This window comes from Actinomadura sp. NPDC023710, assembly GCF_040639875.1.
Taxonomy (GTDB): Bacteria; Actinomycetota; Actinomycetes; order Streptosporangiales; family Streptosporangiaceae; genus Spirillospora; species Spirillospora citrea.
In genome coordinates this window covers 1-22,899 of the sequence record NZ_JBFAGB010000076.1, presented here as the reverse complement: position 1 = coordinate 22,899, position 22,899 = coordinate 1, and the positions used below count along the sequence as shown (strand labels likewise).

Here is a 22,899-nt window from a genome sequence, read left to right as displayed (position 1 = left end):
GGTGATCCCGGAACGACAGGGACATCGTCCCGGAGAAGTCCTCGATCGGACTGATCTCTTCGAAGATCTCCTCCAGCCCCGACTGCGTCGGGACGTCCCTGCGTCCGGCCTGGCGGGCCGCCTCGACCCGGGCCTTCCAGCGCTCGTTTCCGACCAGCCAGTCGAAGGAGTTGGTCTGCAGGGCGAGCAGATCGGGAACCTCGAGAGGCTCGTGGATGCGTGAGAAAGAGACGCGGCGGGGACCGGCGGGTACGGCGGAATCGGTGCGCGAGGCTGCCAACAGGTGTCCTTCCGAGGGCTCGCGGCGGGCTGACGGCGCACACGCCGGACGACATCACGGCCGATACGGAGGGAGGGGACGTCGAGGCGAGCGCGGAAGGGCAGCATAGAGCAGAATGCAGACAGATGTCCACACCTACATAAATAGTCAACCTCGATCCCGCAATCAGGATGCCACGCTCACACCGCCCCCGTCAAGGCCGTTCATCTCCAGCTCCTCGGGCGGCATCTGAGAGATGCCGGGCGTCGCAGGGCGGCGCTGTCCCCCTCATGGTGGCGCTGACGCTCTGGTCCTCGGAGGGTGATGCCGGGCTGACGCGACAGCCTGCGCTTTTCACCAGTTCGTCGAGGCGTGGAGAGGTCGTGGGCACTGCGCCGGCTGACTGAAGCCGTTTCTCAGCGAGGTGAACGGTGCGCCGGTCGGTGTCGTGCGTGTCGAAGGATCAGTAGCTGACCGATCTCGGCGGCGTTCTTTGTCAGCTCGATGTTCACCCATGCGCACATGTCGGCGACGGTGTGCCCCGATCCTGCGGGCCAGGGGAACGCCGATTCGTCGTCGAGGCGGTCGGTGGCGGCCAGCCCCGTTCGCCACGCCTGGTGGATGTCCCCCAGCCATTCGGTGATCGAGGCGCAGGTGCCCGGCCAGCCGATGTCTTCGCGGGCCGGGATGTCGGTTCGTTCCAGGTGAGCGAGTGCTGTGGTCCACCACCAGCCGATGTGCCAGGTCAGCCATGCGATCGTGGGGGCCGGGACAGGAGTGGGCTCGACCTCGGCGAAGTCGGGAGCCCAACCGCCCTCGACCTGGTGCATCGTCCAGTGTGACGGTGCCGGTTCCCAGAACAGGTCGTCGTCGCGCCACTGCTGCACGTGGTAGTCGAGCAGTGCCCAAGCGGTGGACATCTGCTGCTGGAGTACCTGCTTGACCTCGGTCATTCAATGCACCTTCGTTTCGGCCGCGTTCACCCTCACCAGCTGTTTGCCGAGGTTGGCGCCGTCGAAGAGGCGCTGCAGCGCGGCGGGGGCGTTGGAGAGACCGTCGACGACGTCCTCGGCCCAGCGCAGGTCGCCGGCCGACACCCAGCCGGCGAGACGAGACAGTGCTTCGGGGAAAAGCGGCTGATGGTCGAGGAACACGAAACCCTCCATGCGGGCCCGTCGAAACGCGAGTTGCATGTAGTTGGCGGGGCCCGCGCCGTATCCCGCGGCCGTGTAGCCGGACGAGATCGACCCGCACAGCGCGATGCGCGCATGGACGGCGAGCCGGTCGAGCGCGTTCTCCAGCAGCACACCGCCCACGTTGTCGAAAACGGCGGTGAGCCCGTCGGGCGCGAATTCGCGCAACGCATCCGGAACGCTGTCGGCGCGGTAGTCCACACAGGCGTCGAACTTCGCGACGTCCTTCACCCAAGCGACCTTCTCGGCCGAGCCCGCGGTGCCGATCACTCGAGCGCCCAGAAACCGCGCGATCTGCCCGGCGAGGGAACCGACACTGCCCGCCGCGCCGGTGACCAGCACCGTGTCCCCCGCGGTGACGCCGAGCACCTCGGACATCCCGACGAAGGCCGTCAGCCCGCTCACGCCGAAGACGGTGAGCACGTGACGCGGGTCAATCCCCTCCGGTACCGGGTTGACCCCGAACACGCCGCCCTCGCGCGCCACGACGTACTCTCGCCAACCCAGGTCGCCATAGACCCACTGCCCCTCCGGCAGCGCCGGATTTCGGGAGGTCACCACACGCCCGACACCGCTGCCGCGCATCACCTCGCCAATCCCGACCGGTGCCGTATAGGTGGTGCCGGGGTTGAGCCACGTGCGCTGAGTGGCGTCGATGCCGAGCCAGACGACCTGGACCAGAGCGTCACCATCGTCGAGTGCCGGTATGGGGCTGCGCTGCTCAGCGAAAGTGCCAGGGGTGATGCCGCCGGCGGGGCGTTCACGAAGCACCATCTGGCGGAAGGTCCGCACGGGCATGACTTCAGCCTCTCGGTCAGGGGGCCGAGCGTGTCGCTCGGCTGAACGTGGCGACCAGTTCGTCACTGACGGCCTCCACGGGAGCGCCGTGCGCGACCCGCAGTCCTTCGGCATCGAGTGTGCGGCGGAGCATCGCGGCCATCATGACGAGGTCGAAGCCGCGCATCTCGCCGTTGCGCTGTCCCTCCTCCAGCAGAGCGATGACGTCGGCAAGCGACGCAGCCACGAGCTCGTCATAGGCGTCGGCCGCCGCTGTGGTGCGGTGGGCGACGACCGCGACCAGGGCGCGCGTCTCCACCGGTCGCCGCGCGCAGTACAGAAGGAACCCGCGGACATAGGCCGCGAGCCGCTCCAGGACACTGCCCTGATCGCGCAGCACGGCGACCAGTTCTGGCTCCAGGCTCCCGACCACGCGAGCGACGACGGCGTCGAGGACCTCCTCCTTGGTCTCGAAGTTGCTGTGGTAGGCGCCGCGGCTGTATCCGGCCGTCTCCGCGATCGCCTCGACCGAGGTCGAGGCGACCCCGCGCTCGGCGAACAGCCGCATCGCCGACGCCACCAGCTCCTCACGCGTGCGCTGCCGCCGTTCGGCGCGCGTCTCTCGTGCCATGCGGATAAGATACATCACCGTATCCGCATACATGGCCGTATGTGAATTCCGCGCTGCTGGACGTGCGCACCGTGCAGGACGGGCCGGGGATCGGCTGGGATCTGCGCGGGTTCCGGCCTTCGGCGCAGGCGCATCTGGGTGAAGGCGGGGCGAAGACGGCGGCGCCCGGGGCCGGTGCCGCTTCTACTGTGCGCGGCGTCCGCGGAGCGGACGCCGAAGAGCGCGCCCGTTTGCGGCTGATCGCATGTTGCGAGCGGGCCGGGGGCCCGCGCGCCTACGGCGCCTCGACCGTGCCGGTGATCGCGGTGTCGCTCGTTCGGCGCCGTGCGCTCAGTACCGAGTCGAGCAGGCCGGGGAACAGGGCGTCGAGGTCCTCTCGGCGCAGCCGTACCAGCCGGGATCGGCCCTGCACCGTCGTCCACGTCACGCCGGCCTCACGCAGGACCCGGTAGTGGTGCGAGAGCGTCGTCTGATGCACGTCGATCTCGGCGCCGATCGCGTTGCAGAAGTCCTCGCCCATCCGGTCGAGCCGCAGGACGAGATCCAGCCGCACCGGATCGGCCAGAGCGCGCAGCACCTCCACCAGCCGGATGGCCTCGGTCGCCGGCTGTGACACCTCACGCATCGCCGCCCCCTGTGTCCCGCACACCCGCACACTACCAACCCATGGATACATGGACAAGCATCCATATATTGCCTAGGGTGCCGCTCGGTACTTCCGAGAATCCTCTGGAAAGGCGGCACCGCCCGGTGTTGAAACGACTGCTTCCTCTGGCCCTGGCGACCTTCGCCGTCGGCACCGACAGCTACGTCATCGCGGGGCTGCTCCCAGCCATCGCCACGGATCTGCAGGTCTCCACTCCCGCCGCCGGGCAACTGGTGACGGTGTTCGCGCTGGTGATGGCCCTGTCGGCACCCGTCATGGGCGCGCTCACCAGTGGGCTGGACAGGCGGTCCGCGCTGCTGATCGCGCTGAGCGTCTTCGTGGTCGGCAACGCCGTCACCGCCCTGGGCACCAGCTACGAGGTGGTGATGGCCGCTCGTATCGTCACCGCGGCCGGCGCCGGGATGATCAACTCCGCCGCCTCCAGCACCGCGGGGGCCATCGCATCCCCGGAACGCCGGGGCAGGGCACTGGCCTTCGTGTTGGGCGGTCTCACGCTGGCGACGGCGTTGGGCCTTCCTCTCGGTACCCTCATCGGCCGTACCGACTGGCACATCACCCTGTGGGCCGTCGCCGGGATCGGCCTCGTCGCGGTCATCGGAGTCGCGGGCGGCCTGCCCAAGGTGACGCTCCCCGCCGCCTCACTGGGCGACCGGCTGCGCCCGCTCAGGCAGGGCCGGGTCCTCGCGCTACTGGCCGTCACGACGCTGGTCTTCCTCGGCGCCTACACCCTCTACACCTACATCGGCCCGGCCCTGCAGGAGGCGACCGGCGGCTCCGAGTCGCTGCTCACCGTCATCCTGCTGGCCTGGGGAATCGGCGTCCTGGCCGGAAACATCATCGCGGGACGGCTGGTCGACCGGTATGACCCCGCGCACGTGTTGACCGGTCCCCTCGCCATTGCCGCGATCGCCCTTGGCCTCACTTCGGTGGCGGCCGCCACGCTCGCGTCCACCCTGGCATGGGCCGCGATCTGGGGCGTGGCCCTGGGCGTCATCGTCGTGCCCCAGCAGCACCGGCTCATCGCCCTCAGCCCGGCCGCGGCACCGGTTCTGCTCGGCCTCAACTCCTCGGCCGTCTACGTCGGGATGGCCCTCGGCGGCGGCCTGGGCGGACTGGCCCAGGAGTGGTTCGCCATCGTGCCCGCCGGGCTGGGCCTGCCGGCCGCCGGTGTCACGACCCTGGCGCTGCTCTACCACCTGACCACCGGACGCCGCCGTGCGCCCGCGGCACCTCTGCCGACCCCCTCCACCCCGGAGAAGGCCGAGGTGTACCGCCCCTGATGACCACAACGATCACGAGACGCCTGGGTATGTCCGCGGTCAGAGGTGCTCCTGTCTCACGGATCGGATCTCCCTGATCAGTGGTTCGGATCCCGATCAGGAACTCGCCGCGCGGGGGCCGCCGCTCGCGACGGTCGGGCCGAACGGCCGAGACCGGGGATCAGGATCGCGGCCACGACCAGGTGCATCGCCGCCAGGACGGCCATGGACGCGCCGTCGGCGGCGTCGCCGAGCGGTCCGGTCATCGACAGCACGAGCGCCACCAGGGCGATGACGGTCCACACGCGCCCCGGCCGCCCGGTCACGCGTTCCAGCAGCGCGAGCAGTCCCCAGGCGGCCAGCCCTGCGATCAGGCTGCCCGCGATCACCGGGCCCGCCCCGACCCGCTGGACCTCCCCGCCCATCTCGGCGGACGGGGCGAGCCCGGTCACCGGGCCGGTGACCACCCACAGCGCGAGGGGGGCGGCGACCGCTCCCGCCACGGTCAGCACCCGCCGTCCACCGGTACCTCCGGACATGTGCCTCTCCCTTCGTCGCGGCTCGTTCATGTCCGGCAGCGTGGCCGCCCGAGCGCGGCCGGCACATCGGGCGCGCGGCGAGAGCCGGTCCGCCCGCGGTACGGGCGGGCACCGACTTTGGTCGGGTGTCGGTGCCGCGGCCCGGTGGATAGCCTCGGCCCCGTGAGCGAGACGTTCGACCAGGCAAGGCCCGATGGCCGGCGCATGCTGTGGTGCGCGGCCGGCGTCGCCGCGGCGGCGGGGGCGCTGGGCGCGCTGACGCTGTGGGGCCGCTTCAGCGCGGACGTGGCCGGCGCCGTTCTGGCCCTGGACATCGCGGTCGCCCTGGTGAGCTGGCTGCTGTCGCCGCTGCTGCTCTGGCGGCCGGTGGGCGTCGCCCTGGCGCTGACCGTTCTGGCGGCCCTGTCCCCCACCGCCACACCGGCGGCCAGCATGGGCGTGTTGCAGGTCGCGCAGCGGCGCCCGTTCCGGGTGGCGGCGCTGGTCGGCGCGGCGGGAATCGCGGCGCACGTCGTGCAGGGGCTGTGGCAGCCGAACCGGGGGATCTCCTTCGGCTGGTGGCTGCTGCTCATCGCCCTCGGCTACGGCGCGATGGTCGGCTGGGGCGCGCTGGCGCGGGCGCGCCGGGAGCTGCTGATGTCGCTGCGCGAGCGGGCCCGCCGGGCCGAGGCCGAGCAGGGCCGCCGGGTCGCCGAGGCGCGCATGGCGGAGCGGACCCGGATCGCCCGTGAGATGCACGATGTGCTCGCCCACCGGCTGTCGCTGCTGGCGACCTACGCGGGCGCGCTGGAGTACCGGCCGGACGCCCCGCCGGAGAAGCTGTCGCATGCGGCCGGGGTGATCCGCGCCGGGGTGCACCAGGCGCTCGACGAGCTGCGCGAGGTGATCCTGCTGCTGCGCGCCGAGGACACCGACGAGGAGGACCGGCCCCAGCCCGTCCTGGACGACGTGCCCCGGCTGGTGGAGGAGTCCCGCGACGCGGGCGGGCAGGTGGAGCTGCGCGACGAGACGGTCGGCGCGTCCGCACTCCCGGCGGCCGCCGGGCGCACGGCGTACCGGGTCGTGCAGGAGGGGCTGACCAACGCCCGCAAGCACGCCGTGGGACGTCCCGTCCGGGTGGTGCTGGAGGGGCGGCCGGGGGGCCGGCTCGTGGTCGACATCCGCAACCCGCTGGCCGAGGACGGCGCGGGGCCGCTCGCGCCCGGCAGCGGCACCGGGCTGGTGGGGCTGACCGAGCGGGTGCGGTTGGCCGGCGGGCGGCTCGACCACCAGGCCGCGGAGGGCGAGTTCCGGCTGCGCGCCTGGCTACCATGGCCCGCGTGACCCGCCCCCTGCGCGTACTGATCGTGGACGACGACGCCCTCGTCCGCGCCGGGCTGTCGATGATGCTGGACGGGACGGGCGGCATCACCGTGGCGGGCGAGGCCGCCGACGGCGACGAGGTGCCCGCGGCCGCCGACGCGCACGCCCCCGACGTCGTGCTGATGGACCTGCGGATGCCGCGCGTGGACGGCATCACCGCGACCCGCAGGCTGCGGGACCGGCCGAACCCGCCGGAGGTCATCGTGCTGACGACCTTCGACTCCGACGAGAACATCCTGCACGCGCTGCGCGCGGGAGCCAGCGGCTTCCTGCTGAAGGACACGCCGCCGGACCAGATCGTCCAGGCCGTGCGGCAGGTCGCCGCCGGCGACCCGATCCTGTCGCCGCGCATCACCCGCCGACTCATGGACCGCGCGGCGGTGGAGGCCGGCGCCTACCAGCGCGCCCGCGCGGCGCTCGCCCGGCTGAGCCCCCGCGAGCACGAGGTGGTCCTGGCGATCGCTCACGGGCGTTCCAACGCCGACATCGCCGCCGAGCTGTTCATGAGCGTGGCCACGGTCAAGGCGCACGTGTCCAGCGTCCTGACCAAGCTCGACCTGGACAACCGCACCCAGATCGCGCTGCTGGCGCACGACGCCGGCCTCGCCTGACCTTCCTCGCCCCGCTCCCCCACGGTTCCGTCCTCTTGCGCTCCGTCGTGCCCGCATGACAATCTTGGAACGACCATTCCAAGATAGGGAGGCGGGGCGATGCCGGACGTCAAGCACTTCGATCCCGACGCCGTCCTGGACCGGGCGGTGCGGCTGTTCTGGCGGCGCGGCGCCGCCGCGACGGGGATCGCCGAGGTGGTGGCCGAGACCGGGATCAACCGGTCCAGCCTGTACGCGACGTTCGGCGGCAAGCGGGACCTGTACGTGGCGGCACTGCGCCGCTACGCCGACCGGCAGTCGCGCCCGGTGTTCGACCGGCTCGCCGCAGACGGGCGGGGCCTGCCCGGCATCGCCGCGTTCTTCGACGGGCTCGTCGCCGCGCGGTGCTCCGGCGAGTACGCCCGCTGGGGCTGCATGGTGTCCAACGCCCACGCCGCACAGGACGGGAGCGACGCCGGCGAGCGGGAGGTGCTCGCCGCCCACCACGAGGCGCTGTGCACTGCGATGCGCACCGCCCTTCTCGCCGCCCGCGGGCACGGGCAGTTGCGCGGCGACGTGGACGTCCGCACCGCCGCGCAGATGCTGGCGCTGCTGGCCTACGGGGTGAACCTGCGCTCCCGCGCCGGCGCCGATCCCGGCGAGCTGGCGGACACGGTGGACGCCGCCCTGCGCTCCCTTTCTCCGCTTCCCTGACGCCCCTCTAAAGGAGATGACGATGGCCGAGTTCACCGTCTACGACGAGACCGACGCCCCCGCCGACGCCCGCCCGCAACTGGAGGCCGCCAAGAAGCGGATGGGGTTCGTCACCACGCTCAACGGCGTGATGGCCGAGTCGCCGGAGCTGCTCGCCGGCTACAACGCCCTGTCGGAGCAGTTCAACAGGTCGTCGCTGCCGGGGCACGCCAAGCACGCCGTGCTGATCACCGCCAGCGTGCTGAACGGCTGCGAGTACTGCGTGGCCGCGCACTCCACGGTGGCGCTGCGGGCCCGCGTCCCCGCCGAGGTCGTGGAGGCGCTGCGCGCGGGGCGGCCTTTGGACGATCCCGCGCTGGAGGCCGTCCGCCGCCTCACCGGTGCCATAGTGACGCAGCGCGGCTGGGTGGACGACGCGGACGTCGAGGCGTTCCTGGCCGCCGGCCACACCCGCCGGCACGTCCTGGACGTCGTCCTCGGCGTCGGCATGAAGACACTGTCCAACTACACCAACCACATCGCCCACACTCCGCTCGACCCGGCCTGGAAGGAGCAGGAGTGGACGGCGTCCTCCTGACACCGTCCCCTCACACCACGGCGGGCCGGGCTTCGGCCTCCGCGTCCGCGGTCGGAGCGGGCTCCGGGGCCGCGCCGCGGCGGGCCGACGCCGCCACGAGGACGGCGAGCACGGCGAAGGGACGGCGACCAGGAACACCGACCCCCACCAGAAGCGCTGGAGCAGGAGCCCGGCCAGCACCGGGCCGAACGCCCCGCCCGCGAACTGGCAGATGGCCCAGATCGCGATGGCCTTCCCCCGAGAAAAACTGGGAAGGTGTGTCGAAGACGGCTGAGCGGCTCCGACGTCTCCTGTGCGAGGCGCCACCGGGGCGCCGGGCCGGAGGGGAGACCACCGTGAAGTACATGCTCATGCTGTACGCGTCGCAGCGGGCCTACGACGAGATGGCGGGCAACGTGCCCGAGGACGAGGCCGTCTGGTCCGCCGAGGAACTGGCCGAGATGTACGCGTTCATGGAGAAGTTCAACCAGGACCTGGTCGAGTCCGGGGAGTTCGTGGACGCCCAGGGCCTGGCCGCGCCGGTCCACACCCGCCGCTTCCACATGAAGGACGGGGCGCCGGCCGTGACCGACGGCCCCTACCCCGAGACCGCCGAGGTGCTCGCCGGATACACCGTCATCGAGTGCGACAGCTTCGACCGCGCCTCGCAGATCGCCGCGCGGCTGGCGCAGTGCCCCGGCCCGGAGGGGGCGCGGGAACGGGCGTACGCGGACCTGCGGCCGATCGTCGACGGGCGCGCCGACCTGGAGCCGTGACCGCGCCTCAGATGGGGACCTGGGACCTGCTGCGCCCGCTGGCGCCGCAGGTCCTCGGCGCGCTGGTCCGCCGGTACGGGCACTTCGACACCGCCGAGGACGCCGTCCAGGAGGCGCTGATCGCCGCCGCGTCGCAGTGGCCGGAGCAGGGGGTCCCCGCCGACCCGCGCGCCTGGCTGATCACGGTGGCGTCGCGCCGGCTGACCGATCTGCTGCGCGCCGAGCAGGCCCGCCGGCGCCGCGAGGACGCGCTGGCCGCGTGGACGCCGCCGGACGCCTGGCTCGCGCCCGCCGCCGACCGCCCGCCGCCGGGCGGAGACGACACCCTGATCCTGCTGTTCATGTGCTGCCACCCGGTGCTGGCGCCGGACCTGCAGATCGCGCTGACCCTCCGCTCGGTCGGCGGGCTGACCACGGCCGAGATCGCCCGCGCGTTCTTCGTGCCCGAGTCGACCATGGGGCAGCGCATCAGCCGCGCCAAGCGGCGCGTCCGCGACAGCCACGTCCCCTTCCGGATGCCCGCCGCCGACGAGCGTCCCGCCCGGGTCGCCGCCGTGCTGCGCGTCCTCTATCTGATCTTCACGGAGGGGTACGCGAGCACGGCCGGGGCGTCTCTGTTCCGGGGAGAGGTGGCGGCCGAGGCGATCCGGCTGGCCAGGATCGTGCACCGGCTGCTGCCCGGCGACGCCGAGGCGGCCGGGCTGCTCGCGCTCATGCTGCTCACCGACGCGCGCCGGCCCGCCCGCACGGGGCCGGGCGGGGACCTCGTCCCGCTCGCCGAGCAGGACCGGAGCCTGTGGAACGCGGGGGACATCGCCGAGGGAGTGGAACTGCTGACTGCGGCGCTGCCGCGCGGGCCCGCCGGCCCCTACCAGGTGCAGGCCGCGATCGCCGCCCTCCATGATGAGGCCGCGACGGCGCGGGAGACCGACTGGCCGCAGATCGCCGCCCTCTACGGGGTGCTGATGGAGCTGTCGCCCAATCCGATGGCGGCGCTCAACCACGCCGTGGCCGTGGCGATGGCCCGCGGGCCGGGCGCCGGGCTCGCCCTGCTGGAGGAGTTGCGGGACGACACGCGGATCGCCGGGCACCACCGCCTGCACGCCGTCCGCGCCCACCTGCTGGAGATGTCCGGCGACACCGCCGCCGCGCGAGCGTCCTACCTGGCGGCGGCCGAGCGCACCCACAGCCTCCCCGAGCAGCGCTACCTCCACGCCCGCGCCGCCCGCCTGGCGGGGACGGCCGTGCGGCCCGAAGGCCCGGCGGGCGACTAGCCGCGCATGCGGGTGATCGCCTGCGGGGTCAGGTGCCGCGCGAGTTCCTCGAGGAGGCCGACGATCTCGGCGACCCGTCGCGGATCGTCGGTGTCCAGGGCCGCCGCGAGGGCGGCGTCGACGGTGCTCGACCTGACCTCCTCCACCCTGGCGGAGGGCTGGGCCGCGGGGAGGATGCGGACTCGGCGGCGGTCGTCGGGATCGGGCTCGGTGACGACGGCGCCGGCTTCGCGGAGCCGGGCGACCGCCGCCGACACCGCGCTTTGCGGGAGGCCGGTGCGGGTGGCGACCTCTCCGACGGCGCTGCCGGGGTGCGCGCGCACGTCGCTCACGACGATCAGGACGGTCCGGACGCTGGTGGAGTGCCGGCCGATGCCCTCGGTGGGCAGTGCCTCCTCGCCGATTTTCATCAGGGTCCGCCCCAGCAGGAAAAGTTCGACTCCGTCCATGCCGCCAAGCTACATCATTCTTGATGCATCAGGCTTGATGTATCTAGTTTGATGTTTTATGGTCGATCTCGCAGGGGCACCGCCCCCCGACCGAGAGGACCTGCGATGGACACCGCCACGACCCCGATCCCGACCACGGGCATGCTGCGGACCGACGGAGCCACGCTCTACTACGAAGTGCGCGGAACCGGCCCGATGCTGCTCGTCTCCCAGAGCGGCGAGGGGGACGCCGGGCGCAGTACGGACCTGGTCGACCGGCTCGTCTCCGACTACACCGTGGTGACCTACGACCGCCGCGGACTGTCCCGCAGCGTGCTGGACGACCCCGCCGAAGGAGTGAGCCTGGCCGCACACGCCGACGACGTCCACCGGCTGCTGGCCGAACTGTCGGACGAACCGGTGCTCATGCTGGGGTGCAGTCTGGGCGCCTCCATCGGGCTCCACCTGGCCGTCGACCATCCTGGCCAGATCAGCGTGCTCGTGGCCCACGAGCCCGTCACCCCGCGGCTGCTTCCCGCCGACCAGCGCGCCCACCACGAACGGGAACTGGCGCACATCCAGCAGGTCCACCGCCGCGAGGGGCTGGCCGCCACGTTCACCGCGATCGCCGGCGTGCTGGGCATCGACCCCGCCGGCCCCGACGCCGAACCCGGCCTCACGCGCCACCCCATGACACCCCAGCGGGCGCGCAACTTCGACTTCTTCGTCGAGCACGACTTCACCGCGGTCATCGAGGACACCCTCGACGTCGCCGCGCTCACCGAGACCCGGACCCGGATCGTTCCGGCGGTCGGGCGCACCACCCCGCGCACGGTCTTCGACAACAAGTGCGCCTTCGCGCTGGCCGACCTCCTCGGCGCGGACATGCACGAGTTTCCCGGCGGCCACAACGGCAACACCACCCACCCCCGCGCCTACGCCGCCGCCCTGCGCACCGCCCTCAACGCCCGCTGAGCCCTCGGGCTGGAAGGCGGCCGCCCCGTTCCACGCCGGCGGTGGTCATGGGACCGGCGCGGCCGTGAGGGCGCCGGCGCGGGCGGCGGCGCCCGCGGCCGCGGCGGCCCGGTCGGCGGCCTGCTCGTCGATCGGCTCCCCGGTGATGAACAGCCGGTAGTACAGGGGGGCGACGGCGAGGCGGACGACCTCGGCCGCGTCCGTGCCGGCGGGGACCTCGCCGCGCTCGACGGCCCGCGCGACGACGACGGCGGCCTGCTCGTGGCGCCGGGCGAAGAAGGCGTGCAGGGAGCGGGCGGCGTCGCCGCTCTGCGCCGCGGCCAGCACGAACGCGCGGGCGACCGGGCCCTCGACGGGATCGGCGAAGTTGGCCACGACGAGCCGGGCGAGGGCGCGCAGGTCGCCGGCGAGGGTGCCGGTGTCGGGGATCGGCCACGGTTCGGCGGCCGCGATGCCGAGGGCGTCGGCGATGAGGCCGTCGGCGTTCCCCCACCGCCGGTAGACGGTGGTCTTGTGCACCCCGGAGCGAGCCGCCACCGCTTCGACGGCGAGCCCCGGGTAGCCGTGCTCGGACAGCACGGCGAGGGTCGCCTCGCGAACGGCGTCGCGCACCCGCGCGGTGCGGCCGCCTGGGCGGGCGGTCCCGGGCCCGGAGGCGGTCACCGCGCGGCCCGGCGGTCCCGGCTGGTCTCCACGCCCCCGATCGTAACGCAACTCCGGTTGCGTTAACTTCGTCCTCGGACGGAAACAGCAGTGGAGGGACGAGGGGGGACGACATTCATGTCAGAGGGTTCGCACGCCACGATCAAGGAGTTCCGGATGTCCGGTCCGGACGCGGGGCCGTACAGCGTCGCCGCCGGGCCGGACGGGGCGCTGTGGTGCACGCTCGTCCACGAGGGCCGGATCGCGCGGATGGCGCCCGACGGGGGCCTCACGGTGCACGGGCCCGTCCCCGCCGGACCGATGATCATCACCGCGGGTCCGGACGGCGCGCTGTGGTTCACCGCGTTCCACGGCGACGCGATCGGCCGGATCACCCCCGCGGGCGAGGTCACGTCGTTCGCCCTGCCCGAGGGGTGGGGTCCGTGCGGGATCGCGGCCGGGCCGGACGGCGCTCTGTGGTTCACCCGCATGCACGCCGGCGGCATCGGCCGGATCACCGTGGACGGCCAGGTCAGCGCTTTCCCGGTGCCCGGAGAGGGCGCGATGCCCTCGATGATCGCGGCGGGTCCGGACGAGGCCCTGTGGTTCACCCTCAACCAGGGCAACGCCATCGGGCGGATCGCGCCGGACGGGCAGGTCGCCGTCCACCCGCTGCCCACCGAGGGCTCCGCGCCGGTCGGCATCGCCGCCGGGCCGGACGGCGCGCTCTGGTTCACCGGCATCGGCACCGGGCACATCGGGCGGATCACCACGGACGGCAAGGTCACCGAGTTCCCGCTGCCCGACCGGAGCGCCCGCCCGCACGCCATCGTCGCCGGGCCCGGCGGGGACCTGTGGTTCACCGAGTGGGCCACCGCGCACATCGGCCGCGTCAGCCCCGACGGCCGCATCGACGAGCACCCGCTGCCGACGCCCGGATGCGAGCCGCACGGCATCGCGGTCGGCCCGGACGGCGCACTGTGGGTGGCGCTGGAGATCGGCGCGCTCGCCCGCGTCGCCGTCGCCTGACCCGCCGGCCCTCGGGGACGGGACGGTTCGAGCCGCACCGAAACGTCCGCGGGCCACCGTGGGCGGCATGGGTTCCCCAACGCACGCCGCCGAGGTCCCCGCCCGGCAGGCCGGCCCCGCGCCCCGGCGCGGGGCGATGCTCGCGATCCTGTGCGCCGGGATGTTCCTGGTGCTGCTGGACGTGACGATCGTCAACGTCGCGCTCCCCGGCATCGGCCGGGCGCTCGGCACCGGCCTGCCCGGCCTGCAGGGCGTCGTGGACGGCTACGCGGTCGCGATCGCGGGGCTGCTGCTGGGCGGCGGCGCCCTCGGCGACCGGATCGGGCACCGCCGGATGACGCTCACCGGGTTCGCGCTGTTCGGGCTGGCGTCGCTGGCCTGCGGGGCCGCGCCCGGCGCCGGCCCGCTCATCGCGGCGCGCGTCGCGCAGGGGGCGGGCGCCGCGTTGCTGCTGCCCGGCAGCCTCGCCCTGATCACCGCCTACTACCCCGGACGCGCCGAGCAGGCGCGGGCCCTCGGGGTGTGGGCCGGGATCTCCTCCACGGCGCTGCCGGCCGGGCCGCTGCTGGGCGGGCTGCTGGTCGACACGATCGGCTGGCGGTGGATCTTCCTGCTGAACGCGCCGATCGCCGCGGCGGCGATCGGCGGCGTCCGCGCGCTGGTCCGCGAGCCCCGCCGCGCCCGGCCGGGCGTCGCGCTGGACCGGGCGGGGACGGTGCTCGCGCCGCTCACCCTCGGCGGCCTGGTCTGGACGGTCATCGCCGCGGGCCACGGCCACCGGGACGGCGCCGCCGCGACCGCCGCGCTCACCCTGGCCGCCGGGACGGCGTTCGCCCTGGCCGAGCGGCGCGCGGCCGCGCCGATGGTCCCGGGCGGGATGCTGCGGGCCCCCGCGTTCCTCGGCGCCGGCGGCATCGCGCTCATCATGAACCTGGTCACCAACGGGGTCCTGTTCGTGGCGACGCTGCAACTGCAGCAGGCCGGGCACCGCTCCGCGCTGGTCTCCGGGGCGATGCTGCTGCCGATGGCCGTGCCGCTGGCGGTCCTGGCCCCGGTGAGCGGCCGCCTCACCGCCCGGTTCGGGACGCGGGTACCGCTCGCCGCGGGCACCGCCGTCGCGGCGGCCGGGTCCCTGTCGCTGCTCGGCGCCGGTCCCGGCGGCGGCTACGCGGCGCTGCTCCCGGCGCTGCTGGGCATCGGGATCGGGGACGGCCTGATCGTCACCGCGGTGGTCGCCGCCGCGATGCGCGCCGTCCCTCCGGCGCACGCCGGGCTGGCCGGCGGGTTCAACAACACCGCCCGGCAGGTCGGGACGGCGCTCGGCGTCGCCGTCTACGGGGCGGTCGCGGGTCCGGCGCAGCACCCGGCGTTCGCCTCCGGCCTGCACGTCCTGGCCTGGGCGAGCGTGGCGCTGTGGCTGACCGCGCTGGCCCTCACCCGCGTCGTCCCGGCCCGCTGACGGACCGAAAACCGGTTGGCAGGACCGGCGGCCCGGCCCTAGAACGGTCGGATGCTGCACAAGTACCCCCGGACCCGGCACATCGCGGGCTCCCGGCTCCAACCGGGCGACCACGATCTCGCCGCCGTGCCGTTCGAGGCGATCGCCGGGCGGTTCCTGGTGGTGGAGGAGAAGCTCGACGGCGCCAACGCCGGCATCAGCTTCTCCTCCGGCGGCGGGCTGCGGCTGCAGAGCCGCGGCCACTACCTGGCCGGCGGGCCGCGCGAGCGCCAGTTCGGGCCGCTGAAGGCGTGGGCGGCGTCGGTCCAGCACGTCCTGCACGAGCGCTTGCAGGACCGGTACGTCCTGTACGGGGAATGGCTGTACGCCAAGCACACGGTCTTCTACGACGCGCTCCCCCACTACTTCTGCGAGTTCGACGTCCTCGACCAGACCGACGGGACGTTCCTGTCGACCGAGCGGCGCCGCGAGCTGCTCGCCGGGACGCCGGTGGTGTCGGTGCCCGTCCTGCACGAGGGCCCGCTGCCGGACGTGGCGGCGCTGACGAAGCTGGCCGGCCCCTCCACGTGCCGCACCCCGCGGTGGCGGGACGCGCTGCGCGCCGCGGCCGAGGCGGGGGGCGCCGACCCAGGCCGCGTCGCCGAGGAGACCGACGCCTCCGAGGAGATGGAGGGCCTCTACATCAAGGTGGAGGAGGACGGGAAGACGGTGGACCGCTACAAGTGGGTCCGGCCGAGCTTCCTGACCGCGATCCTCGACTCGGGCACCCACTGGCAGGAGCGGCCCATCGTCGCCAACGGCCTGGCCGACCCGGAGGTGCTGTATGCGGGTGTTTGAGGAGCTGTGCCCGGCGCCGCCGCACTGGACCGTCCCGTGGGAGCGGATCCGGGACGACTTCGCCTGGGTGCGCGACATGGCGGGCGTCCCGCAGGACGCCGTCTACCACGGCGAAGGGGACGTCGAGACCCACACGCGGATGGCGTGCGAAGCGCTTGCGGCGCTGCCGCGGTGGCGCGCCCGCCCGCCGCGGGAGCGGGTCCGCCTGTTCACCGCCGTGCTGATGCACGACATCGCCAAGCCGCACTGCACGGCCCTGGACGACGACGGGCGCATCACCGCGCGGGGCCACTCCCGCCGCGGCGACCTGATGGTGCGGCGCATCCTGTGGGAACTGGGCGCACCGGTCGCCTGGCGCGAGCACGTGGCGGCGCTGATCCGCCACCACCAGGTGCCGTTCTGGGCCCTGGAGCGCCCCGACCTGCGGCAGATCGCGTTCCGCGTCAGCCTGCTGGCCCGCAACGACGACCTGGTGCTGCTGGCCTCCGCCGACATCCTCGGCCGGATCTGCCCCGACACCGAGGAGCTGCTGGACAACGTCGCCCTGTACGGGGAGTACTGCGCCGAGCAGGACTGCCTGGACGCACCGCGCGCCTTCCCCTCCGACCATGCGCGGTTCTGGTACTTCCGCAAGCCCGACCGCGACCCCGGCTACGCCGCCTACGACGACACGCGCTGCACCGTGACCGTCCTGTCCGGGCTGCCGGGCGTCGGCAAGGACCACTGGATCGCCGCGCACCGCCCGGACGTGCCCGTCGTCAGCCTCGACCGGCTCCGCGCCGAGATGGGCGTCGACCCGGCCGGCGACCAGCGCGCCGTGGCTGCCGCCGCGCACGAGCTGGCCCGCGAACACCTGCGCGCCGGGAGGTCGTTCGTGTGGAACGCCACCAACGTGTCCCGGCAGCAGCGCGACCTGTGCACCGGCCTCGTCGCCGGTTACCGGGGGCGGGTCGAGGTCGTCGCACTGGAGGCGCCGCCGCGGGTGCTGCGGGACCGCAACCGGGCGCGCAGCTCGCCCGTCCCGGACGCGGTGATCGAACGGCTCGTGCGCCGGTGGGAGACCCCGGACCCGACCGAGGCGCACCGGGTCGACTGGCTCAGCACGGCCTGAGCCGAGCGGCGGGGGTCGTCACGGATGAACCCTGCCTGGTCACCGCGTGTCGGGGCGCCGCCACGTTTAGCCCATGCGCACGGGGAACGCCCTTTTCCAGGTTTCACAAAGTGGAGGGGGGCCTGGAGGCATGAGCATCGTGCGGCAGCAACATGACGGCGACGGCCAGGCCGGAACGACGGGCGCGCACCGGCAGGACTTCGGACGCGCACCGGAGTTCCGCGCCGAGCACCACGAGGCGGGAACGGGCGAGCTGGTCCGGCAGGCCGCACAGCAGGTGTCGGACCTGATGCGGGCCGAGATGCGCCTGGCCGTCGCCGAGCTCAAGGACAAGGGCCGCCACGCCGGCACCGGAGCCGGCCTGTTCGGCGGCGCCGCGCTGGTCGCGCTCTACGGGGTGGGGGTGCTGCTGGCGGCGGCGGTGGCCGCGATCGCGCTGGCACTGCCGGTGTGGGCGGCCGCGCTGATCATCGGCGTGTTCCTGCTGGTGGTGGCGGGCGTGCTGGCGCTGATGGGCCGGGCGCAGACCAGGCGGGCCACACCACCCAAGCCCGAGCAGGCCATGGACGAGGCGAAGCTGGCCGTGGCCGAACTCAAGGAGAGGGCGACGCACCGATGACGATGCAGGGCAAGCACGGCGCCGAGGCGGGCACCGAGGAACTGCGTCAGGAGGTCGACCGGGCCCGGCACGAGCTCGGTGAGACGGTGGAGCAGCTCGCGGCCAAGGCCGACGTGAAGGCCATGGCGCGGCAGAAGGTCGAGCAGGCGCGCGGCAGGGCCCGCGGCGCCGCGGCGTCGGCGCGGGAGATCGCGGGTTCGGAGCAGGGCAAGGCGCGGGCGCGCCAGGGCGGTGTGGTCATCGCCTCGGCCGGGGCGCTCGCGCTCGGCGCGGTGTGGTTGCGCCGCCGCCGCACGTCCCGGACCATGCCGCACCTGCGGATGGGACGCGGCCGCAAGGCCCCGGTACAGGTGCGGATGCGCCTCGGGCAGAAGCGCGCCGTCACGGTGCGCCGCACCGGTCGGCGCTGAGTGGCCGGGAGGAAGACACACATGCGCAAGCGACCCGGAGCCCCCACCGACCTGTCCGCGCGGTCGTGGGGGCAGACGCTCAAACGCACCCTCGGCGAGTTCCAGAAGGACGACCTCTCGGACTGGGCCGCCGCTCTCACCTACTACTCCATCCTGTCGATCTTCCCGGCGATCCTGGTGGTGGTGTCGCTGGTCGGTCTGGCCGGGCAGTCGGCCACCGACAACCTGGTCAAGAACGTCGGGAGCCTGGCGCCGGGCGCGGTCCGGAACCTGCTCGTCAGCTCGATCAGGCAGCTTGAGGGCGGCACCGGGGGCGCGGGCGTCGTCGCCGTGCTGAGCCTCGCGGCCGCCGTCTGGTCGGCGTCGGGCTATGTCGGGGCGTTCATGCGCGCCTCCAACGCCATCTACGACGTGCCCGAGGGCCGCCCATTCTGGAAGACCGTGCCGCTGCGCATCGGGGTCACGCTGCTGACGCTGGTGCTGCTGTCGGCGTCGGTGATCGCGGTGGTGGTGTCCGGGCCGCTGGCGCGCAAGGTCGGCGACACGCTCGGGTTCGGCTCCGAGGCGGTCACCGTCTGGGGCATCGCCAAGTGGCCGGTCCTGGTGGTGGTGGTCGGCTTCCTGTTCTCGCTGCTGTACTGGGCCTCCCCCAACGCCAAGCGCGGATTCCGCTGGGTCACGCCGGGGAGCGCGCTCGCGATCGTGCTGTGGCTGGCGGCGTCCGGACTGTTCGCGCTGTACGTGGCGAACTTCGCCTCCTACAACAAGACCTACGGCAGCCTCGCGGGGATCATCATCTTCCTGGTGTGGCTGTGGATCACGAACCTGGCGATCCTGCTGGGCGCCGAACTGGACGCCGAACTCGAACGCAGCCGCGCGATCGCCGCCGGGCAGCCCCCCAAGGAGGAGCCGTACGTGGAGTTCCGCGACACCCGCGCCTTCGACGAGGAGGAGCGCCGCGAGACCGGCGTCGAGGACGGCGCCGAGAACGGCGCCGAGAACGAGCACGGGGCGCACCGGCTTTAGCGCAGGCCGGCGGGCGGAGCATGTTTCCGGGGAATTACGGGTCGCACAAGACCGAATCCCCTGAATAGGATCATCGCATGCTCCGTCCCGCCTACCCGATCGAGACCGAGCGGCTGATCCTGCGGCCGTTTCGCGAGACCGACCTGGAGGGCCTGTACGCCTACCAGTCCCTGCCCGAGGTAGCCCGCTTCCTGTACTGGGAGCCCCGCTCCCTGGAGGAGTCGCGGTCGTTCCTGAAGCAGAAGATGAGCGCCTCCACCGTGGAGAAGGAGGGCGACTGGCTGGTCCTGGCAGTGGAGTGGCGCGAGACCGGCGAGTTGATCGGCGAGGTCAACCTGCAGTGGCGCAGCCGGGAGCACCGCCAGGGCGAGATCGGCTACATCTTCAACCCCGCCTACCACGGCAAGGGGTTCGCCACCGAGGCCGCCGAGGTGGTGCTGCGGCTGGGCTTCGAGGGGCTTGACCTGCACCGCGTATGCGGGCGGCTGGACGGCCGCAACGCCGCGTCCGCCCGCGTCCTGGAGCGCCTCGGGCTGCGCCGCGAGGCGCACCTGGTGCAGAACGAGATCGTCAAGGGCGAGTGGAGCGACGAGGTCGTCTACGCGATGCTGCGCCACGAGTGGGACGCCCGCGCCGGTTCCTGACGGGCCCTGGCCGCGGTCACCGCGCGGCCTGCTCCCGCAGGGCCTGTGCCAGGTCGCGGACGTGGCCGCGCAGTTCCTCGGGCCGGCGGATGACGAACGGGAAGCCCACGCCCGCCAGCATCCGCGCCATTCCGTCCAGGCGTTCGGCGCGCGTGGTCATCACCACTCCCCCGGCGGCCTCGGTCAACGTCGCGGTCGTGGCGGGGATGCGGCGCCGCGCCTCGGCGAGGGTCGTCTCCAGCAGCACTTCGACCTCGTGGGCGTAGGGCACGCGCGCCAGTGACCGCGTGACGTGCTGGACGGGGTCGACGTCATCGGGGATCTCGAAGCGGGCGGTGCCGGGCTCGGCGGCGGCGACGCGGTCGACGCGGAACGTGCGGATCTCCCCGCTGCGGTGGTCGTGGCCCGTGACGTACCAGCGTCCGGAGTGGAAGACCAGCCCGTAGGGGTCCAGGTCGCGCTCGGTCTCGGCGCCCTGCCAGGACCGGTAGCGGATCCGGACGCGGCGCTGCTCCCTCGCCGCCGCGGCGAGGGTCAGGACGGCGCCGGTGTCGGGCGCGGCCGAGTCCCGGGCGGCGAGGGTGAACCCGAGCGTGTCCCGCAGCGCCTGGACGCGGTCGCGCAGCGCCGCGGGCAGGACGCGCTGCACCTTGGCCAGGGCGCTCTCGGTGGCCTGCCCGGGCAGCCCCACCCGCCGTCCGGCCAGCAGCCCCAGCACCACGGCGGTGGCCTCGTCGTCGGTGAGCATGAGCGGCGGCAGCTTGTAGCCGGGCATGAGCCGGTAGCCGCCGTAGCGGCCGCGTTCGGCGACGACGGGGACGCCGAGATCGTCCAGGCGGGCGGCGTAGCGGCGGACGGTCCGCTCGTCCACGCCGAGCCGCCGCGCCAGTTCCGCCCCGCCCATGCGGGGGTTGGCCTGCAGCAGTTCCAGCATGGCCAGGACGCGGGTCGTCGGATGGGACGGCGCGGGGTGTGGCACGGGTCACTCGCTCAATCCGGGCGGTTTCTGTCCGGTATCGACCCTAGCGTGGGTACTGCATCCACCGAGAGGACGACCGATGACGACCACTGGCAAGACGACGTTCGTACTGGTGCCCGGGTACTGGCTGGGCGCCTGGGCGTGGGACGAGGTGGCGGCGGACCTGCGGGCCGCGGGCCACGAGGTGCGCGCGGTGACGCCGGCCGGGCAGGCCGAGCGGGCCTCGGGGGCCGCGCCCGGAGCCGACGTCGGCGCGCAGGTCGACGACCTGCTGCGGCTCATCGAGGACGGCGACCTGACCGGGGTCGTCCTCGTCGCGCACAGCGGCGCGAACATGGCGGTCACCGGCGCCGCCGACCGGATCCCCGAGCGCATCGCCCGGGTCGTCTACGTCGACACCGGCCCCATGCCGTCCGGCCTGGCCGGCATCGACTTCCACGACCCCGTCTCGCGCGCGGACCTGGAGAAGGCCGTCGCCGAGCACGGCGACGGCTGGAAGATCCCGGTTCCGGCGTTCGATCCGCAGGAGGACCCGGTCAACCTCGCCGGCCTGACCGGCGAGCACCTGGCGGCGATGCGCGAGCGCGGCACGCCCCAGCCGTTCGGCACCGCGACGCAGGCGCTCACCCGCCCCGACCCGCTGCCGACCACGCCCCGCACGCTGATCGCCACCACGATCCCGCTGGCCGCGGTCAGGGAGATGGGCGAAGGCGGGCACCCGGTGTTCTCGATGATGACCGGGCCCGGCTGGACCTACCACGAACTGCCGACCGGGCACTGGCCGATGTTCTCCCGGCCGCGCGATCTGGCCGCGCTGCTGGCCGGGACCGCCGCCGCCGGCGGCTGAATCACTCACTTCTCCACAGCCGCACCGAGAAATCTTGTAACCGGCCCACGTAGATCATTTCGGTGGAGGCGAGGACACTCTGCGGAAGTCGCACGGCCGCGGGGGTCGGGCCTGATCCGCGAGGTGAGCCTTGCACACGACACCGACCGTCCGACGCCGACCGCACCGGGTGACCTGGCGGCGCTCGCTGGCCTCGGGGGCGATCACCGCCGTCCTGGCGGCCGGCCTCGGCGCGGTCGGCACCGGTCCCGCGCAGGCGTTCGCGGGACCGGTCAGGGCGGACGACGGGGCGCGCATCACCGCGGAGAAGAAGATCGCCTCCCACGAGGTCGACATCGCCATCGACTCCCCCGCCCTGGGCAGGGCGGTCAAGACCCGCATCCTGCTGCCGAAGAACTGGACGCGGAACGCGACGGCGACGTGGCCGGTGCTGTACGCCTACCACGGCGGCCAGGACGACTACACCTCCTGGACGCGCAACACCGACATCGAGGCGTGGGCGGCCAAGTACAACGTCATCGTCGTCATGCCGGAGGGCGACAACGGCTCCTACACCGACTGGTACAACTACGGCAAGGGCGGGACTCCCCGGTGGGAGACCTTCCACACCGCCGAGGTGCGCCAGCTGATGGAGCGCAACTACCACGCGGGCGCGCTGCGCGCGGTGATCGGCAACTCCTCCGGCGGTGCCGGCGCGATGTCCTACGCGGCCCGGCACCCGGGGATGTTCAAGTACGCGGCGTCGCTGAGCGGGATCCTGTCGATGCGCTCGATCGGGATGCCGGCGCTGCTGATGTTCACCAACGCGGGCAACGGCCAGGACCCGTTCGCGATCTGGGGCGTCCCGTGGTCCGACGACGCCAACTGGGCGGCGCACGACCCGTACTCGCTGGCGCCCAAGCTGCGCGGCACCGGCCTGTACTTCTCCGCCGGCACGACCGGGCGCCCCGGCCCCGGCGACCCCGACGTGGCGCCGTGGGACATCGGCCTGCTCAGCGAGATCGCGGTCGGCGCGAACAACAAGGACTTCCAGAAGCGGCTGGCGCAGCTGAACATCCCCCACACCGCCCACATCTACGGCGACGGCCGGCACAACTGGCCGGCGTGGGTGCGTGAGGCGGGCGCGGTGTGGCCGACGCTGATGAAGTCGATCGGCGCCCGCCGGGTGTGACGCGCGCCCGCGCGTCCCTTGGTGCGAACCCGGCCCGGTTCCGGTGGCGTCCTGCCGCGCCATCCGCGACCGGACGGCCTGGTCAACGTCCTCCGCATCGCTCTCCACAAGGAGGGCCCGCATGT

The 22,899-nt window shown here is 73.3% G+C and carries 27 protein-coding genes; 18 read left to right on the top strand and 9 right to left on the bottom strand.

All coding sequences use genetic code 11. From position 1 onward, the window contains the following. The 5 genes from AB0H37_RS43600 to AB0H37_RS43580 form a co-directional block, all read right to left on the bottom strand. Positions 1-280 (bottom strand): hypothetical protein (locus AB0H37_RS43600; RefSeq protein WP_360618565.1); only part of this gene is annotated, 280 nt, incomplete at its 3' end. Between the two features lie 395 nt (positions 281-675). Next, complete coding sequence (locus AB0H37_RS43595; protein WP_360618563.1) at positions 676-1,212, bottom strand: DinB family protein; 537 nt, start codon at positions 1,210-1,212, stop codon at positions 676-678. After that, a complete protein-coding gene (locus AB0H37_RS43590; RefSeq protein ID WP_360618562.1) occupies positions 1,213-2,250 on the bottom strand; it encodes an NADP-dependent oxidoreductase in 1,038 nt (345 codons plus the stop codon). Positions 2,251-2,266: 16 nt separating this feature from the next. Then, positions 2,267-2,860 (bottom strand): TetR family transcriptional regulator, encoded by a 594-nt coding sequence (locus AB0H37_RS43585; RefSeq protein WP_329090745.1) that lies wholly within the window; start codon positions 2,858-2,860, stop codon positions 2,267-2,269. Between the two features lie 274 nt (positions 2,861-3,134). Then, the gene (locus AB0H37_RS43580) at positions 3,135-3,485 is read right to left on the bottom strand and encodes a helix-turn-helix domain-containing protein (protein ID WP_360618561.1); all 351 of its coding nucleotides are present in this window, start codon (positions 3,483-3,485) and stop codon (positions 3,135-3,137) included. Between the two features lie 125 nt (positions 3,486-3,610). Between AB0H37_RS43580 and AB0H37_RS43575 the strand changes: the two genes are divergently transcribed. Then, positions 3,611-4,807, top strand: coding sequence for an MFS transporter (locus AB0H37_RS43575; protein ID WP_360618560.1), 1,197 nt, complete (start codon positions 3,611-3,613; stop codon positions 4,805-4,807). Between the two features lie 77 nt (positions 4,808-4,884). On the opposite strand, the gene AB0H37_RS43570 is transcribed toward AB0H37_RS43575, so the two are convergent. After that, positions 4,885-5,325, bottom strand: coding sequence for a DUF6069 family protein (locus AB0H37_RS43570; protein WP_360618559.1), 441 nt, complete (start codon positions 5,323-5,325; stop codon positions 4,885-4,887). A 162-nt stretch (positions 5,326-5,487) separates the two neighbouring features. On the opposite strand from AB0H37_RS43570, the gene AB0H37_RS43565 reads away from it, so the two are divergent. The 6 genes from AB0H37_RS43565 (at position 5,488) to AB0H37_RS43540 (ending at position 10,597) form a co-directional block, all read left to right on the top strand. After that, positions 5,488-6,648 carry a histidine kinase gene (locus tag AB0H37_RS43565; RefSeq protein WP_360618558.1) on the top strand — a complete coding sequence of 387 codons (1,161 nt, stop codon included), beginning with the start codon at positions 5,488-5,490 and terminating at the stop codon, positions 6,646-6,648. Continuing rightward, complete coding sequence (locus AB0H37_RS43560; protein ID WP_329090755.1) at positions 6,636-7,298, top strand: response regulator transcription factor; 663 nt, start codon at positions 6,636-6,638, stop codon at positions 7,296-7,298. Before AB0H37_RS43565 ends, AB0H37_RS43560 begins: the two co-directional genes overlap by 13 nt. 99 nt (positions 7,299-7,397) lie before the next feature. Further along, positions 7,398-7,991 (top strand): helix-turn-helix domain-containing protein, encoded by a 594-nt coding sequence (locus tag AB0H37_RS43555; protein ID WP_329090757.1) that lies wholly within the window; start codon positions 7,398-7,400, stop codon positions 7,989-7,991. A 22-nt stretch (positions 7,992-8,013) separates the two neighbouring features. Continuing rightward, complete coding sequence (locus tag AB0H37_RS43550; protein WP_360618557.1) at positions 8,014-8,568, top strand: carboxymuconolactone decarboxylase family protein; 555 nt, start codon at positions 8,014-8,016, stop codon at positions 8,566-8,568. Positions 8,569-8,912: 344 nt separating this feature from the next. Further along, positions 8,913-9,323 carry a YciI family protein gene (locus AB0H37_RS43545; protein WP_329098703.1) on the top strand — a complete coding sequence of 137 codons (411 nt, stop codon included), beginning with the start codon at positions 8,913-8,915 and terminating at the stop codon, positions 9,321-9,323. An 11-nt stretch (positions 9,324-9,334) separates the two neighbouring features. After that, a complete protein-coding gene (locus tag AB0H37_RS43540) occupies positions 9,335-10,597 on the top strand; it encodes a DUF6596 domain-containing protein (RefSeq protein WP_360618566.1) in 1,263 nt (420 codons plus the stop codon). On the opposite strand, the gene AB0H37_RS43535 is transcribed toward AB0H37_RS43540, so the two are convergent. Next, positions 10,594-11,046 carry a helix-turn-helix domain-containing protein gene (locus AB0H37_RS43535; RefSeq protein WP_179834927.1) on the bottom strand — a complete coding sequence of 151 codons (453 nt, stop codon included), beginning with the start codon at positions 11,044-11,046 and terminating at the stop codon, positions 10,594-10,596. The two genes, AB0H37_RS43540 and AB0H37_RS43535, sit on opposite strands and share 4 nt — an antisense overlap. 105 nt (positions 11,047-11,151) lie before the next feature. On the opposite strand from AB0H37_RS43535, the gene AB0H37_RS43530 reads away from it, so the two are divergent. Then, a complete protein-coding gene (locus tag AB0H37_RS43530; RefSeq protein WP_360618555.1) occupies positions 11,152-12,000 on the top strand; it encodes an alpha/beta hydrolase in 849 nt (282 codons plus the stop codon). A gap of 45 nt (positions 12,001-12,045) precedes the next feature. Here AB0H37_RS43530 and AB0H37_RS43525 read toward each other — a convergent pair whose 3' ends face one another. Next, positions 12,046-12,663, bottom strand: coding sequence for a TetR/AcrR family transcriptional regulator (locus AB0H37_RS43525; protein ID WP_329090769.1), 618 nt, complete (start codon positions 12,661-12,663; stop codon positions 12,046-12,048). Positions 12,664-12,780: 117 nt separating this feature from the next. On the opposite strand from AB0H37_RS43525, the gene AB0H37_RS43520 reads away from it, so the two are divergent. The 8 genes from AB0H37_RS43520 to AB0H37_RS43485 all read left to right on the top strand — a co-directional run bounded on the left by AB0H37_RS43520 (position 12,781) and on the right by AB0H37_RS43485 (position 19,777). Further along, positions 12,781-13,671, top strand: coding sequence for a virginiamycin B lyase (locus AB0H37_RS43520; protein WP_360618553.1), 891 nt, complete (start codon positions 12,781-12,783; stop codon positions 13,669-13,671). A gap of 67 nt (positions 13,672-13,738) precedes the next feature. Further along, positions 13,739-15,130 carry an MFS transporter gene (locus tag AB0H37_RS43515; RefSeq protein ID WP_360618551.1) on the top strand — a complete coding sequence of 464 codons (1,392 nt, stop codon included), beginning with the start codon at positions 13,739-13,741 and terminating at the stop codon, positions 15,128-15,130. A 51-nt stretch (positions 15,131-15,181) separates the two neighbouring features. Next, complete coding sequence (locus AB0H37_RS43510; protein ID WP_329090775.1) at positions 15,182-15,967, top strand: RNA ligase family protein; 786 nt, start codon at positions 15,182-15,184, stop codon at positions 15,965-15,967. Next, entirely contained in the window at positions 15,954-17,078 is a 1,125-nt protein-coding gene (locus AB0H37_RS43505; RefSeq protein WP_360618550.1) for an AAA family ATPase, read from the top strand. Before AB0H37_RS43510 ends, AB0H37_RS43505 begins: the two co-directional genes overlap by 14 nt. A 130-nt stretch (positions 17,079-17,208) precedes the next feature. After that, a complete protein-coding gene (locus tag AB0H37_RS43500) occupies positions 17,209-17,697 on the top strand; it encodes a phage holin family protein (protein WP_179834921.1) in 489 nt (162 codons plus the stop codon). Continuing rightward, positions 17,694-18,107, top strand: coding sequence for a DUF3618 domain-containing protein (locus tag AB0H37_RS43495; RefSeq protein WP_360618549.1), 414 nt, complete (start codon positions 17,694-17,696; stop codon positions 18,105-18,107). Before AB0H37_RS43500 ends, AB0H37_RS43495 begins: the two co-directional genes overlap by 4 nt. 21 nt (positions 18,108-18,128) lie before the next feature. Beyond that, positions 18,129-19,133 carry a YihY/virulence factor BrkB family protein gene (locus tag AB0H37_RS43490; protein ID WP_360618548.1) on the top strand — a complete coding sequence of 335 codons (1,005 nt, stop codon included), beginning with the start codon at positions 18,129-18,131 and terminating at the stop codon, positions 19,131-19,133. Positions 19,134-19,210: 77 nt separating this feature from the next. Beyond that, a complete protein-coding gene (locus tag AB0H37_RS43485) occupies positions 19,211-19,777 on the top strand; it encodes a GNAT family N-acetyltransferase (RefSeq protein WP_179834918.1) in 567 nt (188 codons plus the stop codon). A 16-nt stretch (positions 19,778-19,793) separates the two neighbouring features. On the opposite strand, the gene AB0H37_RS43480 is transcribed toward AB0H37_RS43485, so the two are convergent. Further along, positions 19,794-20,756: a YafY family protein gene (locus AB0H37_RS43480; protein WP_360618547.1), complete on the bottom strand. Its 963-nt coding sequence runs from the start codon at positions 20,754-20,756 to the stop codon at positions 19,794-19,796. A gap of 79 nt (positions 20,757-20,835) precedes the next feature. Here AB0H37_RS43480 and AB0H37_RS43475 point away from each other — a divergent pair, with 79 nt between their 5' ends. Together AB0H37_RS43475 and AB0H37_RS43470 are read left to right on the top strand one after the other, a co-directional pair. Then, entirely contained in the window at positions 20,836-21,603 is a 768-nt protein-coding gene (locus AB0H37_RS43475; RefSeq protein WP_360618545.1) for an alpha/beta hydrolase, read from the top strand. Between the two features lie 130 nt (positions 21,604-21,733). After that, the gene (locus tag AB0H37_RS43470; protein ID WP_360618543.1) at positions 21,734-22,774 is read left to right on the top strand and encodes an alpha/beta hydrolase-fold protein; all 1,041 of its coding nucleotides are present in this window, start codon (positions 21,734-21,736) and stop codon (positions 22,772-22,774) included. The last annotated feature ends 125 nt before the right edge of the window (positions 22,775-22,899 follow it).